11 protein-coding genes and 1 pseudogene are annotated in these 15,377 nt (G+C 67.2%); 1 reads left to right on the top strand and 11 read right to left on the bottom strand.

What is annotated here, in order from left to right; all coding sequences use genetic code 11:
• Positions 1–18: 18 nt before the first annotated feature.
• The 8 genes and pseudogenes from ACFQDL_RS16970 to ACFQDL_RS16935 all read right to left on the bottom strand — a co-directional run bounded on the left by ACFQDL_RS16970 (position 19) and on the right by ACFQDL_RS16935 (position 10,950).
• Positions 19–981 (bottom strand): hypothetical protein, encoded by a 963-nt coding sequence (locus ACFQDL_RS16970; RefSeq protein ID WP_379910073.1) that lies wholly within the window; start codon positions 979–981, stop codon positions 19–21.
• 62 nt (positions 982–1,043) lie between these two features.
• Positions 1,044–2,244: pseudogene (locus ACFQDL_RS16965) on the bottom strand (3-oxoadipyl-CoA thiolase).
• A complete protein-coding gene (locus ACFQDL_RS16960; RefSeq protein WP_379910072.1) occupies positions 2,237–3,775 on the bottom strand; it encodes a 3-hydroxyacyl-CoA dehydrogenase in 1,539 nt (512 codons plus the stop codon). The pseudogene ACFQDL_RS16965 and the gene ACFQDL_RS16960 overlap by 8 nt, the downstream one beginning before the upstream one ends.
• 1 nt (position 3,776) lies before the next feature.
• The gene (locus tag ACFQDL_RS16955) at positions 3,777–4,406 is read right to left on the bottom strand and encodes an enoyl-CoA hydratase-related protein (protein ID WP_379910071.1); all 630 of its coding nucleotides are present in this window, start codon (positions 4,404–4,406) and stop codon (positions 3,777–3,779) included.
• Positions 4,407–4,775: 369 nt separating this feature from the next.
• On the bottom strand, positions 4,776–6,752 hold the full coding sequence (locus ACFQDL_RS16950; protein WP_379910070.1) for a TRAP transporter permease: 1,977 nt from the start codon (positions 6,750–6,752) through the stop codon (positions 4,776–4,778).
• A gap of 88 nt (positions 6,753–6,840) precedes the next feature.
• Positions 6,841–7,878, bottom strand: coding sequence for a TAXI family TRAP transporter solute-binding subunit (locus tag ACFQDL_RS16945; RefSeq protein ID WP_379910069.1), 1,038 nt, complete (start codon positions 7,876–7,878; stop codon positions 6,841–6,843).
• Positions 7,879–8,011: 133 nt separating this feature from the next.
• Complete coding sequence (locus ACFQDL_RS16940) at positions 8,012–9,193, bottom strand: CaiB/BaiF CoA transferase family protein (RefSeq protein WP_379910068.1); 1,182 nt, start codon at positions 9,191–9,193, stop codon at positions 8,012–8,014.
• Positions 9,193–10,950: an acyl-CoA dehydrogenase family protein gene (locus tag ACFQDL_RS16935; protein ID WP_379910067.1), complete on the bottom strand. Its 1,758-nt coding sequence runs from the start codon at positions 10,948–10,950 to the stop codon at positions 9,193–9,195. The genes ACFQDL_RS16940 and ACFQDL_RS16935 overlap by 1 nt, the downstream gene beginning before the upstream one ends.
• A 155-nt stretch (positions 10,951–11,105) precedes the next feature.
• Between ACFQDL_RS16935 and ACFQDL_RS16930 the strand changes: the two genes are divergently transcribed.
• Entirely contained in the window at positions 11,106–12,008 is a 903-nt protein-coding gene (locus tag ACFQDL_RS16930) for a LysR family transcriptional regulator (RefSeq protein ID WP_379910066.1), read from the top strand.
• 1 nt (position 12,009) lies between these two features.
• On the opposite strand, the gene ACFQDL_RS16925 is transcribed toward ACFQDL_RS16930, so the two are convergent.
• The 3 genes from ACFQDL_RS16925 to nhaA form a co-directional block, all read right to left on the bottom strand.
• Positions 12,010–13,491 (bottom strand): C13 family peptidase, encoded by a 1,482-nt coding sequence (locus tag ACFQDL_RS16925; RefSeq protein ID WP_379910065.1) that lies wholly within the window; start codon positions 13,489–13,491, stop codon positions 12,010–12,012.
• Between the two features lie 104 nt (positions 13,492–13,595).
• Entirely contained in the window at positions 13,596–13,916 is a 321-nt protein-coding gene (locus ACFQDL_RS16920) for a hypothetical protein (protein ID WP_379910064.1), read from the bottom strand.
• Entirely contained in the window at positions 13,913–15,250 is a 1,338-nt protein-coding gene (gene nhaA / locus ACFQDL_RS16915; RefSeq protein ID WP_379910063.1) for a Na+/H+ antiporter NhaA, read from the bottom strand. The genes ACFQDL_RS16920 and nhaA overlap by 4 nt, the downstream gene beginning before the upstream one ends.
• Positions 15,251–15,377 lie beyond the last annotated feature (127 nt).

Here is a 15,377-nt window from a genome sequence, read left to right as displayed (position 1 = left end):
TCGAATACTCCCTGTATATCACCGATAAACCAGAAACCGCTGATGAAAGGCCTCGCTGCGCCGGTCCATCCAGCGCGTCATCAGGGCTATGACCAGCAGGGCAAAGACGAGGCGCGCCCAGAGGATGCCGGACAGGTGGGCGCCGAGGAGCATCACCAGCAGCGTATCCTCGATCAGGCTGTGGCAGAGGCCGAGAAAGGCCATCGAGGCGAAGATATCGCGCTTCGTGAGGTGGCCCGCCTGGGCCTCCTTGATCAGCAGGCCGCCGCCGAACGAGAGCCCCAGGGTGACGCCGACGATGGTGATGGTGGTGGCCTGGCGGCCGATGCCGAGCAGCCTCAGCAACGGCTGCAGCAACCAGAACATCAGGCGCTCGATACCGAGCAGCCGCAGGATCTTCAGCGCCGTCAGCAGCAGCACGATCACCAGTTGCACCATCAGCAGGCTTTTGGCCTGCATCAGCAGCCAGCCGGAGAGGCTGGTATCCACAGCTTCCGGGCGCCAGATCAGTTCGTTGGGCTGCTGCAGCCAGCCGCCCTGGCCGTAGACCAGGTACAACAGCCAGCCGAACAGCAGGCCGCCGCCGATCCGGACCAGCAGGGTGGCGCCGAGCCGGACGCCCGCTTTCTGGGCGATGCGGGCCTCGATCGGCAGCCCGTGGGCCATCAGCATCAGCCCGGCCAGCACCGTGACCTGCGCGACCGTCAGTGCCTCCGGCTGCGGCTGGGTGAAGAACACCAGCATCCCCGCATAGATATTGCTGGCCATCGTCGCCGCCCAGACCAGCCCCATGCTCTCGGGCAGGCCGAGCAGCCCCATCAGCGGACCGAGCAGGAGACCCAGCAGCTCGACGCCGCCGACCTCCTCCAGCAGCTTCACGACCAGGATCACCGGGATCATGATCTTGAACAGCGTCAGCGAAACGGTGCGGATCTCGACGAAGAGCTCACGGAAAAAGGTCTGGACGGCGGCAGTGTACATCGGGTATTCCGGGGCTGGGCGAAAAGGGCATTCAGTCTACACCCAATCCGCCCTCGCCGGGATCAGACCCGCTCAACAATGGCGGCGATACCCTGCCCCAGCCCGATGCACATCGACACCAGCGCATGGCGGCCGCCGCTGGCTTCGAGCTGGCGCAACGCGGTCAGGGCGATGCGGGCGCCGGAGGCGCCGAGCGGATGGCCGATGGCGATGGCGCCGCCGTTCGGATTGATGCGGCTGTCGGCCGGGTCCAGCTCGAGCAGCCTGGTGCAGCCAAGCACCTGGGCCGCGAAGGCCTCGTTGAGCTCGATGACGTCCATGTCGGCCATCATCAGGCCGGCGCGCTCCAGCACCTTGCGCACCGCCGGCACCGGTCCGAGCCCCATCAGCCGCGGCTCGACACCGGCGACGGCCGCGGCCAGCAGGCGTCCGCGCGGCGCCACCCCCGCCCGCTTGCCGGCCTCGAGGCTGCCGAGCACCAGGGCGGCGGCGCCGTCGTTGATGCCGGAGGCGTTGCCGGCGGTGACCACCCCGCCCTCCTCGAGCGGACGCAGTCGCGCCAGGCTCTCGAGCGTGGTGCCGGGGCGCGGATGCTCGTCGCGATCGACCTCGAGCGGCGGCTGCCTGCGACCCTGCGGCACCGGCACGCTCACGATCTCGCCGGCGAAGAAGCCGTCCTCCAGCGCCCTGCCGTACCGCTCCTGTGATGCCTGCGCGAAGCGGTCGCAGGCCTCGCGCCCGATTTCCAGCTCCCGCGCGACGTTGTCGGCGGTCTGCGGCATGCTGTCGCTGCCGAAGTCGCGCAGCACCGCCGGGTTCGGGAAACGGGCGCCGATGGTCGAGTCGTACAGCTCGGTGCTGCGGCTGAAGCCCGTCTCGGCCTTGCCCAGCACCAGGGCGCGCGGCTCATGCTCTCGACACCGCCGGCGATGAAGAGCCCGCCTTCGCCGCAGCGGATGGCCCGTGCGGCGTCGATCACCGCCGCCAAGCCGCTGCCGCAGAGGCGGTTGACTGTCTGGCCGGCGACCTCAATCGGCATCCCCGATACCAGGGAGGCCATGCGCGCGACGTTGCGCGCGTCCTCGCCGGCCTGGTTGGTGCAGCCGGCGATAACATCCTCGTACAGTGCAGGATCGAAAGCGTTGCGCTCAATCAGCCGGGCGATTACCAGCCCCAGCAGGTCGTCGGGGCGCACCGGCGAGAGCGCGCCGGCGTGGCGGCCGAAGGGGTGCGGATGCCGTCGTAGATATAGGCGTCAAGCATGGCGAGATTCCTCTGTTTTGAGTGAAAGGCCCAGCCGGGCACGGCGTTGCAGCCAGGCACTGGGGCGGTAGCGGGGATCGCCGTAGAAGCGATGAAGCCCCTCCAGCAGGTCGAGCAGCCGGGCGGCCCCGAGACGGTCGCCCAGCGCCAGCGGCCCCTGTGGATAACCGAGGCCGAGCTCCACGGCCCGGTCGATATCGGCGGGCGCGGCGATCCGTTGCTGGGCGATCTCGCAGGCGATATTGACGATCACGGCCAGGATACGCGGCGCTACGAAGCCGGGGCTGTCGTTGATCAGGGTGACCGGCACGCCGTCCTGCGCGAGCAAAGCCTGCGCCAGCTGCCGGTACTCGGGCGCGGTCGCCGGATTGAGCATCAGGGTGCGCCGGCCCTCGAGACCCAGCAGCGTATCGACGGCCAGGGTCCGGGCCGGATCGAGCTGCTCGTCCAGCACCGCCCCGGTGCAGTCCCGGCACAGCGGCGTGACCAGGCAGAGGGCCTGCGCCGACGGGCGCGCGCCGCTTTCCTGCCGCGCGCCGGTCCGCTTCAGCAGGGCTCGCAACGGCGCAGATGCCTCCGGATGGCGGGCACTGATCCAGACCGGCCGGGCCGGCAGCGATGCCAGCTCGGGCACCGGCGTCTCAGGCAGTGTCTGCTGTTGCCCGTCGTCATAGCGGTAGAACCCCTGGCCGCTCTTGCGTCCGAGGAGTCCGCCATCGCGCAGCTGGCGCGTGATCAGGCTCGGGCGAAAGCGCGGCTCCTGGTAGAACTGGTCATGGATCGACTCCATCACCGCCTGGGTGACATCGAGACCGATCAGATCCATCAGCTCGAAGGGGCCGAGCCGAAAGCCCGCGCTGTCGGTCATCAGCCGGTCGATGTCGTGAAAATCGGCGATCCCTTCCGAGAGGATGCGGCCGGCCTCGGTGCCGAAACCGCGCCCGGCATGGTTGACGAGGAAGCCCGGCGTGTCGCTGGCCCGTACCGCGACATGACCGAGGCGCCACCCCAGACCCAGCATCGCCTCGACCACCGCCGGGTCGGTGCGCACGCCGGGCACCACCTCGACCAGCTTCATCAGCGGCACAGGGTTGAAGAAATGGAAGCCGATCAGGCGCTGCGGCCGCCGGCAGCCGGCACCGATGACGGTCACCGACAGCGACGAGGTATTGGTCGCCAGCACGCATGCGTCCCGCACCAGGCCCTCGAGCCGGGTGAACAGGGCCTGCTTGGCCTCCAGCTGCTCGACGATCGCCTCGACGACCAGGTCGCAGTCGGCCAGCGCCTCGAGGCCCGGCACGACCCGGAGCCGGGCCCGTTCGAGCGCCGGCTGCTGCAGCCGCCCTTTGGCGACCGCGCGCTCCAGCATCTGCACGACGAAGGCGTGCGCCTCTTCCGCCGCACCGTCGCGGCTGTCGCACAGCAGCACCTCGAGGCCCGCGGCCGCCGCGATCTGGGCGATACCGCGGCCCATGGCGCCGCAGCCGACGATACCCAGCCGCAGCCGGGGGCTATTCGGATCGAATGTCATCTCAGCAGCCCTCGTAACGGGGGCGGCGCTTTTCGATGAAGGCGCACATCCCCTCTTTCTGGTCATGGGAGTCGAACAGCAGCTGGAACGCCTTGCGCTCCAGCATCAGGGCGCTGTCCAGCGAGGCATCCTGGCCGGCCAGCACCACCTCCTTGATCTGCTGCACCGCGAGCGGCGGCATGGCGGCGATCTCGGCAGCCATCGCCAGCGCCGTCGACAGCACCTCGGGATCCGGCACCACTTCGCTGACCAGCCCGAGCCGTGCCGCTTCCGTAGCATCGATCGGGCGTCCGGTGAGCAGCATCTGCATGGCCTTGTACTTGCCCAGGACCCGGGTCAGGCGCTGGGTTCCGCCGGCGCCGGGCATGATGCCGACGCGCACCTCGGGCTGGCCGAAGCGGGCGCTCTCGCCGGCGACGATGATGTCGGCATGCATCGCCAGTTCGCAGCCGCCGCCCAGTGCGAAGCCGTTGACCGCGGCGATCACCGGCGTCGGACAGCGCGCGATCGCCTGCCAATAGGGATGGCTGCTGTTGCGCAGCATCTCGACCGCGCCCTGCTCGGCCATCTCCTGCAGGTCGGCGCCGGCGGCGAATACGTCGGTGCCGCCGGTGATGACGATGCAGCGCACATCCGGGCGCGCCCCAGGGTTTCGAACACCTGTGCCAGCCCCTGCTTGAGGAACTGATTCAGCGCATTTTTGCGCGCCGGCCGGTTGAGCTGGAGCAGCACGACGCCCTCGCCCCGCTCTTCGACGATGATTTCGTTCATGGTGGTTTCCGTTTGCAGCTTGCACGGATCCGCAGCCGACGGCTGCGCCGTCGACCGGATCGGTTATTGGATATTGGGATTCACACCGGGCCCGGTGACGGCGCCTGTCGCCTGTTACAGGTTACGCGTCACCAAGGATGGTGCGGTGCGCTCCGCTGACCGGCACCTTACGAAGCTGTGATGGTCCGTAGGGCGCACTGAGCGAAGCGAACTGCGCCGTTCTCCAGACTCAGGCCTTCCGGCCCGGTACGAGACGCCCGCCGAGGCCTGCGCCCGGGTTTCCGTGCCGCAGCGCATGGAGCCAGCTCCCCAGATAGATCAGCGCCACCAGCCCGACGCCGGCCAGGTCGCTGAACGGCTCGGGGTAGATCAGCGCCATGCTGGCGAACGCCGTCAGCGCCCGCAGCGACCAGCCGAGGCAGCCGACGCGGTAGAGATAGCCTTCCAGCGCCGAGGCGGCGAGCCACATCGCCATCACCGCGGTGCCGGCGGCGAGCAGCACCTGGCCGAGGTCGCCCTGCAGCACCAGCGCCGGGTTGATGACGAACAGGAAGGGCAGTACGAACAGGATGCTGCCGAGCCGCATCGCGAAAATGCCGGTCTTTCCCGGTTTGGCGCCGGCGATGCCGGCGGCGGTGATCGCGGCGAGCGATACCGGTGGCGTGATATAGGACAGCATCCCCCAGTAAAGGATAAAGAGGTGGCTCGCCAGCGGATTCAGCCCGGCCTCCACCAGCGCCGGCGCCAGCAGGATCGACAGGAAGATGTAGCAGGCGCTGACGGTCATGCCCATGCCGAGAATGAAGCTGGTGATCGCCCCCGCCGCCAGCATCAGCGGAACGCTGCCACCGGCATACTGCAGCAGCTCCCGGGTGAAGGCGCCGGCCACGCCGGTATAGGACAGGCCGCCAACCACCAGGCTGATGCCGGCCAGGATCGCCACCAGGTTGGCGACGCCGCTCGACAGCTCGTACAGCAGCTGCAGCCCGCGCTTGAGGTTCAGCCGTGAACGGCGGCGGAAGGCGGCGATCGCCAGCAGCACCAGAGTGGCGTAATAGGGCGCGAAGGACTCCAGGCGCATGAAAAGCAGCATGTAGATCAGCATGCCGAGGCTGAAGAGGTAGGGCCAGCCGTCCTTGAGGGTCGTGCCCAGCTTCGGAATCTGGGACGCCGGCAACCCCTCGAGTCCCTTGCGGGCGGCGAAGTTGTCGACCTGGAACAGCAGCGCCAGGTAGAACAGCACCGCCGGCAGGAAGGCCGCGATCATCACCTCGGCATAGGCGACGCCGAGGAAGGACGCCATGATAAAGGCGACAGCCCCCATCACCGGCGGCATCAGGGTGCCTCCGGTGGAGGCGCAGGCCTCGATCGCGGCGGCATAGTGGGCCGGATAGCCCGACTTCTTCATCGTCGGGATGGTGATGGTGCCGGTGGTGAGGATATTGGAGATGACGCTGCCGGACAGGCTGCCCATGATGGCGCTCGACAGCACCGCGACCTTGGCCGGGCCGCCGCGGCTGCGCCCCATCAGCGCGATCGCCAGCTCCATGAAGAAGCGGCCGCCGCCGGTCACGGTCAGGGCGGTGCCGAACACCACGAAACCGATCACCAGGTTGGCGACTACCTGCATCGGGATGCCGATGATGCTCTCCATGCCGATGACATGCGCGCGGATCAGGTCGCTGAAACCATAACCGGTACCCCAGAGCATGCCCGGCATATGCTCGGCGAACAGCGGATAGGCGCCGAAAAACAGCGCCACCGCCAGCAGCAGCCCGCCACCGCAGCGCCGCACCCCTTCCAGGACCAGCATCAGCATCACGCCGGAGGCGATCGTCGCGACGGTCGGCGCGCTGTATTCCCAGCCCTCCTGGATGATCCGCAGCCCGTTGATGCCGAGGTAGACCGAAGCGCTCAGTGCCGCCAGCGCCAGCAGCCAGTCGTACCAGGGCACCGGCCGGTCGGAAAGACCACGGGCCGGGAAGCAGAGGAAGGCGGCGGCCAGGAAAAGGCCGATCAGGTAATAGAGGAAAGCGTTGCCCAGGGGCTGGAATCCCAGCACCCCGAGGTTGAAGGTCTGGTTGATCGTGAGCAGGAGGCCCGCCGCGCCGAGGCACAGGAGCGCCCCGTAGGCGATCCCCTGCATCCTCCCGTTGCGGCTGACCGGGGACTCCTGCCCGGTGGTGACGTCAGGCGTTGAAGACATGGTTCAATCGCTCCATTGTTATTGTGCGGCCGGGTAATCCGGGCTCGACTGTGCAGCGCTCCCGGCACGCCGGGAGCGGACCTTTCAATCAATGGGAGGCGACCGCCTCGGCGCGATAACGCTCCCAGATGGCGGCGAACGCCTCGTCACTCTTGCCATCGGCCTCGGCCAGAGCCCTGCTCCAGGCATTGCGCAGCGCCTCGAGGCGTGCCAGACGGGCGTCGTTCCAGGCCTGGTGCGCCTCGGTCCAGATGCCCTTCTCCTTAAGGTAGCGAATCGCGCCTTCATGGAAGGGCACATCGATCGGCGGCGTGCCGGCACCGTCGAGGGACCAGCGCGACATCGCCGAGGTCGCCTTGTTGTAGAGGCCGTAGGTTTCGTCGAGCGCCTTGATGAAGCTGTAGACTTCCTCGGCGCTACGATCCGCCAGGGTTACCAGCACCGGATAGCGCCAGGCCAGCATGTTCACCGGCTGCTCCTCGGACAGGCCGGCACCGATGGTTTCCTCGTAGGCCTTGAAGAAGGGCGCCACCTGCTTGACCCGGGCCCAGCCCTCCTGGTCGTCGGCCGGAATATCGACCCAGTGAATGCCCCGCGGCGACTCCGCCAGTTCGTACAGCTGGCTGGTGGTCGGGGTGGTGCAGGCGGCATCGGCCTGGTTCTGCGACAGTGAGCTCATCGCCGCCGCGTAGGTCGGGAACATGCGGATCTCGACATCCTCACGCGACAGGCTACCGAACGCGAGCACCGCATCACACTTGACGTTGAGCGAGGGGTTGCCGACCACATAGGCGACCCTCTTGCCGCGCACGTCCTCGATGCTGCGGATGTTGGCGTCCGCCGCGGTGACGAGGCCGGTCGTCGACGGCCGCCCGCCCAGGGTGCGCAGGTTCTGCGGCCCCCAGCGGCGGTCGGCGAAGTCGTAGGTGCCCTCGGACGAGAAGAAAGCCTCGGTGGCGAGGAAACCGTACTCGGTCTGGCCGGTCAGCAGCGACTGCAGGCGGCCGATCGGCGAACCGGAGGGCCGGATCCGTACCCGGGTGCCGTACTCCTTGCCGAAGGCATCGGCGATGGCGGAGGCCTCGGCATAGCCGGCCGAGCCGACATCGTAGGAGGTCCAGGTCATGCTTTTCGGCAACTCCTGGGCCGGGCGCCGGCGGCGGCCCCGAGCAGCAGCGACAGGACGAGACCGCGGAACCTGATGGATTTGATGGCAATCATTTCTGTGTCCTCTTGTTGTTATAGATGATGCTTGGTTTTCAGATCGATTCCGGTGCGACGCCGCTTTCGCGCAACGCCCAGATCTGGTTTTCGTCGAGGCCGAGCCCCTCGAGGATCTCGGCCGAGTGCTGGGCGAAGCCCGGCGGCGCGCTGCGGTAGCTGGCCGGTGTGCGCCCCAGCTTGACCGCCGTGCCGGTACCCTTGTATGCCCCCATCTCGACCAGCATGCCGCGATGGGCCGTATGGGGATGGCGCAGCACCTCGCCGGCACTCAGCACCGGCCCGCAGGGCACCCCGGCACGGATCAGCCGCTCGGCGATCTCGCTGCCGTTATACCGCCGCAATATCGCCTCGAGCGCGGCACGCAGCTCGGCGCGGTGTCCTAGCCGGTCGCTGTTGTCGCGAAAGCGCGCATCCTCGAGGATCTGCGGACACTCCAGCACCGTGCAGAGCTTGGCGAACTGGGCGTTGTTGCCCACCGCCAGAAAGATCTTCTGGGTCGCGGTGGCATAGACCTCGTAGGGTGCGATGTTCGGATGGGCATTGCCGGTACGCTTCGGCTCCGCCCCGCCGGCGAACACGTTCGGGAAGTGCGGGTGCATCAGCGCCAGCGCCGAATCGAACAGCGCCGCCTCGACGAACTGCCCCTCGCCGCTGCGGCTGCGCTCGTGCAGCGCCAGGGTGATGCCGGCGACCGCATTGAGGCCGGTGACCATGTCCACCAACGGCAGGCCGACCCGCAGCGGATCGCCGCCCTCCTCACCGTTGACGCTCATCAGCCCACCCATCGCCTGGGCCACCGCATCGTAACCCGGCAGGCCGCCGAGCGGACCGTCGGCGCCGAAGCCGCTGATGCGGCAGTGGATCAGGCGCGGGAAGAGCCGGTGCAGGCGGTCGTATCCGATGCCCCACTTCTCCAGCGTACCGGTCTTGAAATTTTCCACCAGCACGTCGGCATCCTCGAGCAGCTTCAGCAGCAGCTCCCGGCCCTCTTCGCGCCGCAGGTCCAGTGCCAGGCCGCGCTTGTTGCGGTTCAGCCCCTGGAAGTAGGAAGCCGCGCCGTTGACGAAGGGAGGCCCCCAGCCGCGGGTTTCATCGCCCGCCGGCGGCTCGATCTTGATCACGTCGGCACCATGGTCGCCCAGCAGCTGGGTGCAGTAGGGACCGCCGAGTACCCGGCTCAGGTCGATGACGCGGATACCGTCCAGTGCACTGCCCATCAGACCACCTCCTGCTCGGCCTGTCGCCGGCTGGCGGGACAGAGGTCGAGCGCCTGCTCGAGACCGAGACCTTGCTCGTCCAGCAGCGCCTGGATCAGGGCGCCATCGGCCGGACGGCTCGCACCGAGCGGATCGCGCGGCAGCAGCTTGTGGCCGATGACCAGATGGGCCAGGGCCAGGCGCCGCCAGTTATCGCCCATCTTAGACGCCTCCCAGGCCAGGAAGACGGCCGAGGCGATGTTGTAAAGCGCGCTGGCGATCTGGCGCACGTCGCTTTCGTCGGCCCCGCCCTCCGCCTGCTGGCGGGCACGGTCGGCGACCTCGTCGATCAGGGTCCCGATCAGGCCCGCCGAGGGCTCCGGCAGACCGGCGTCGTCGAGCAGCCCGTGCAGATAGCGCTGCAGCACCGGCAGAGTGCCTTCGCGGCGGATGGCGCGGAACACGTCGAGCGCGACGATGTTGCTGGTGCCCTCCCAGATCGAGCCGAGGTGGGAATCGCGCAGCACCCGGGCATCGGACCACTCCTCGATATAGCCGCAGCCGCCGCGCACCTCCATGCCGTCGCCGGCCACCTTGCGGGCGTCGCGGGTGGTACGGAACTTGATCAGCGGCGTCAGGATGCGCAGCAGCTTGGCGGCATCGGCATCGCCGCCGTCGGCGCGCTTCAGGCAGTCGGCGGTATGGAACACCATGCTGCGGCCCTGCTCGGCGCTGACCATCAACTTCACCAGCTGGCGCCCCATCAGCGGCAGCTCGATCAGGCGCTTGCCGAAGGCGCTGCGGTGACGGGCGACGAACAGCGCCTCGTTCAGCGACCGGCGCATCATGCCGGCCGAACGCACGCCATTGGAGAGCCGCGACATGTTGATCATGTCGGTCATGTGCTTGAAGCCCCGGCCCTGTTCGCCGACGACATAGGCCTCGGCACCTTCGAGCACGATCTCGCCGCTCGCCATCGAACGGGTGCCGAGCTTGTCCTTGAGGCGGACGATGCGGTAGCGGTTGAGGCTGCCGTCGGCCAGCCGGCGCGGCAGCAGGAACAGCGTCAGGCCGCGGGTGCCGGGCTCGGCGCCGGCCGGGCGCGCCAGCACCATCGCCAGCTCCGCATCCGGGTTCGAACAGAACCACTTGTCGCCGTAAAGACGCCAGGTCCCGTCCTCGAATCGCGCCTCGGTAGTAATGGCGCCGACGTCGGAGCCGGCGTCCTGCTCGGTCATGAACATCGCGCCCTGGTACAGCTCGTCGAAGTTCTGCGACGTCAGCGGACCGATGAAACGCTCGATCAGTTCCGGCTCGCCGAACTTGCGCAGCGTCCGGGTCAGAGAATCGGTCATGCTGACCGGGCACATCAGGCCGAACTCCGCCTGGACGAAGAGATAGGTAAGGCCGTACTTGACGATCGGCGGCAGGCTGTCGGGCCAGCCGAAGACACCGGCGCGGTGCGACATCGCTGCCAGGCCGAACTCGCTCAGAGCATACTCTTCGAGCCGCCGGTAGGACGGGTGCTTGTCGATCTGCTGGGATTCGCTACCGTTGCGCGCCCGCAGTTTGAGAGTCGGTGGATGCTTGTCGGCGGTCAGCGCCAGCTGCTCCAGTTCATCGCCGACCAGGGCCCCGAGCTCGTCAAGGCGCGGCTCGACATGCTGGACCAGTTCGTCGCTGGCGTAGAGCCGCAGCAGGCGGGCGAACTCCGGGTCCGCCGCATAGGCATTGTGGCCCCGGCTGTCGGGTATGTTGCGATGAATGTTGTAGGGCATAACCACCTCCGACCGTTATTGGTTTTGTTGTTTCGAGGTTACAAAAGCCCGGAGATGGCGCCCAATACTATATAAATTGTGAACGATACACTTTTCTGAATGATTGCTATACTCGGCTGATCCGCCAACAGATTCCCGTCGGGACGAAGATCGCCATGGCACTGACACTGAGGCAGCTACGCTACTTCCTGGTGCTGTCCGAGGAGCTGCATTTCGGCAATGCCGCGCAGCGCCTGCACATCTCCCAGCCGCCGCTGAGCAACAGCCTGAGACAGCTGGAGGAATCGCTCGGCGTGCAACTGCTCGAGCGCGACAGCAAGCATGTCGCCCTGACCCGGGCCGGCAAGCTGTTCCAGCGCCAGGCGCGGCTGCTGCTCGGGCAGCTCGACGACGCGCAGGAGATGATCCGGCGCGCCGCCGAATCCGAATACGAGGTGGTACGCATCGGCTCGACGCCGGCGATGATCTACCGCGGCCTGCCGCCGCTGCTGTCGGAATTCAAAGACCTCTACCCGGGTGTCGGCATCCAGCTGTTCGAGCAGTATTCACTCGACCAGTTGGAATCGGTTTGCCGCGGTCGCATCGACATCGGTTTCATCAACTCGATCCCGCTGCCGCCGGAAGTCGACTCGCTGCCGATCGGCGTCGACGAGTTCGTCTGCTGCCTGCCCGACGAGCACCCATTGGCCCAGCGCAAGCAGATCCACCTGCACGATATCGAGCACGAGCCGCTGATCATGCTCAACAGCGCCCTGGCGCCCCACTACTACCAGCACTTTCGCAACATCTTCCGTTCCAAGAACGTCGAGTTCAGCGTCAAGCACGAGGCCTCGCACTGGCAGACGGTGGTGGCCCTGACCTCCTACGGCATGGGCATTTCCCTTGTGCCCCAGTCGCTGGAGCTATCGGGGATGAAGAACGTCAGGTTCGTGCCGCTGGCCGAGGTCGATACCCGCTACACCTCCTGCTGCATCTGGCTGCGGGACTCCAAGAGCCTGGGCAAGGATTTCCTGCTCGACTGCATCCGCACCCGCTTCGGCGGCGAGCTGTTTTCGTGACTCACTCGACGGCGCACAGGACTGATCTGCTGCTGTCGGCACACGCCTCTGACGGTACCGCAACGCCGCCGATCCCCGCCTGCAACGCAGGCTCCGCATAGACCGAGGCCAGCTTGGCGGCGATCGCCTCGCCGACGTAGATCTGCGGCTGTGACGGTTCCAGTCCCTCGGTGTTTTCCCGGGCGCTGACCCAGTCGTTGGCGAGCTCGAATGCCTGGATGAAACGCGGCTCCTCGGGCAGTGCCTGCTTGAAATAGGCGGTGCCGAAGTAGGTGAAATCGCTGTCGACGCCGCAGCCGAAGGAGGTGCGATCCGCCGCCGCCGCGGTGATCACCAGCGTACGCGGGTCAGCGAGCGGCTCGATGAACCCGCCGGAATAGCAGCTCGAGACCAGTATCACGCGCCAGCGGATGCCGGCCCCGTCGAGAGCCCGGCGGATCTGCTGCGGCGTCAGGTCGTTGAGCCTGACCGGACCGAACTCCAGCGAGAAGCGGTGATCGGCGCTGCCGTGGGAGGTCATAAACAGGAACAGCACGTCCTCGTCGGTATCCATCCGGTCAGCGATATGGGCCAGGCTCTCTTCGAGGTTGGGCCTGCTGGCCAGCGGGTAGCGGTCGACGCTGGCCGGATTGTTGGCCAGGATCAGCGAACGCCCGGCGGTGCCATAGCGGCGGTCGAACTGGTCGCGGACATATTCGACCTCGTTGAGGAAGACGTCCTCGAGGCCGTAACCGCCGAGGGCCAGCAGATAGAGATCCTCGACGCCGGGCCGCTGCGGCGCCAGCGCTTCGAAGCTCGATGCCATCAGTTCGGGCTGGGCGTAGAAGATGCGCTCGACATCGAGATCCAGCGCCATCTTCTCCGGACCGCCGGCCTCGTCCGGATAATCGGTGTAGAACAGCGCCGAGCGAGGAAACAGCCACAGACTGGCCAGCAACGCCAGGCCATAGCCGGCACCGAGCAGCAATGAGCGCAATGCCGCCGTGCCGAGAAAGCGCCGCAGCAGCCGCGCGACCACCAGTCCCTGCCATATCAGCAGCAGGTAGAAGATCGTCCAGGCGCCGTCCGCCGATACGCCGAACCGCGGCTGCAGCCCCCAGAGCAGCCAGGAGGCCGCTGAGATCCAGACCGAAGCGCCGAGCCAGCCGGTCAGCAGCCGGCCGAAGCGGCCGCTGTCGCCACCGCCGAGCCAGCCGGCCAGCAGCAGTATCAACAGGTTGAACAGCAGCAGGGCGCCGAGGAAGTTAAGGCCGTAGGGGTCGAACAGCGCCGGCGGTTCGGTCGTCAGCCAGGCACCGGTAAACTCCACGACCCCGAGCAGCAGCACCAGCATCACGAGCTGGCCGAGGGAGACAGTCACATCGCCTACCCGCAGTCCCGTGACAAGTCGCAGGCCCGCTGCCAGGTTGCCGACCAGTCCTGCAATCGCGGAGGGGCGTTGTTCAGGCGGGTGTGGAGCTTCGGTCAGTTCGTCGACAGTCATCGGGAGTCTGTTTCGTCAGGTTGATACCGCCATTCTACCCGAATCGGTGGGAACGGCGCCCGCACCACGATTCCCGGCGGTACCGGCTCACAAGCGGCCAAGTGTCATTTCGGCATCCGCCGCTGCTGTGGACGGCGCACGATCCAACGTGCCGCGATCAGGCCGGGCACCATCGACAGGAGTGCCAGGATAACCGGCGCCGCCATGCCCTCCAGCGCGGCAGGTGGCAGCAACAGCACGGCCAGCCAAAGCAGCACCCTGAAGCTCAGAGCGGACACCAGGCCAAACAGCGAGACGAACAGAAGATAGCCCGCGAGCGGACGCATTTTTTCATGCCGCAGCGCCTGGGAAAGGGGCCAGCACAGTGCCAGCACCAGCAGCGCAAGCAACCCGGCCAACGGTTCAGAGAGGAGTGATGCGCTCATGTCGGATCTCCTTCACCCGAGCGTTTCGGCAAGACGATCCAGAGCCAGGCCAGGCCCACGGCACCGGACAGCAGCGAGGCCAGCAGCACCCCCAGCTTGGCATCGGCCAGCAGGGTGCCGTCGAAGGCGAGCCCGCCGATGAAGATCGACATCGTGAAGCCGATGCCGGCGAGCATCCCCGCGCCCGCCAGCATCGACCAGCCGACCTCCTCCGGCTTGTCCGCCAGACCCAGCCGTACCGCCGCCCAGGCAAAGCCTAGGATGCCCAGCGGCTTGCCGAGCGCCAGACCCGCGATCACCGCCAGCGTCACCGGCTCGAAGTTCAGCGTGGCCGGCAGCTGAGTCCCGGCATTGGCCAGCGCAAAGAGCGGCAGGATCAGAAAGGCCGACCAGGGATGCACCGCGTCCTCCAGTCGCTGCTGCGGCGGGACGCTTTCCCGTGCCGCCTTCTTGAGTTGCTGACCGATGGGCTTCGGGACTTCGCGGGCCTCCTGGCGCTGCGCCCTCCTGACGAAGGGGCCTGACCAGTCGATGAACCTCTTCAGCCGCGACGGGCTGACCCAGGGCCCCACCGGTGTCAGCAGCCCCAGCGCCACACCGGTCAGGGTCGGATGCAATCCGGATTCGTGCATCGCGGCCCAGGCCAGGATGCCCGCAAGCCAGAACGCCATGACCGCGCGCACTCCGATGATACGCATGACATAAACGCCAAGCAGCACTGCCAGGGCGATCAGGAAGGGCAGCCATTCAAGGCCGTGCGAATAGCCGACCGCGATGACGACCACCGCGCCGATATCGTCGATGATGGCGAGCGCCAGCAGAAATATCCGCAGCGCCGCGGGCACGCGCGACCCGAGCAGCGCCAGGCAGCCGATCACGAAAGCGATATCCGAGGCCATGACGATGCCCCAACCCTGCGTCGCCTCGCCGCCTGGCGCAAGCACCCAATAGATCGCCGCCGGCACCGCCATCCCTCCGAGCGCCGCCGCAAACGGCAGCGCAGCCGCAGCAGGCGTGCTGAGTTCACCATCCACGAGTTCGCGCTTGATCTCCAGGCCGACAACGAAAAAGAAGATCGTCAACAGGCCATCGTTGATCCAGTGGCGCAGCGGGTACGACCACTCCCGGCCGGCAACCACCAGGCCGACATCGGTTGTCCAGAGCCCCTCCATCCAGGGTCCCGGCCCGGTGTTTGCGAGGAGCAGCGCAACCGTCGCCGCCACCAGCAACAGCAGTCCGCCCGACACCTCCGTCGAGACGAACTTCTGCAGCGGCTGCATGATCGTTTCGATCGGCTCGTCGGGAAACTCCGGCCGCCGTGCTCCGGGATCCATGATCTGTCTTCCTCCTGCCGGGTGCCGGCCCGGTATTGTCGCGAGGCAATGGTCGGCAGAATAGACCGCCGCCCGGGGTCCTGCCACCGGTTCGCCGCCCCGGGTGCCCGGTACTGTGTTGGACAAC

The sequence above is a fragment of the Marinobacterium aestuariivivens genome (assembly GCF_042661465.1).
GTDB classification, from domain to species: Bacteria; Pseudomonadota; Gammaproteobacteria; order Pseudomonadales; family Balneatricaceae; genus Marinobacterium_A; species Marinobacterium_A aestuariivivens.
This window is presented reverse-complemented; position numbering and strand designations above follow the sequence as displayed.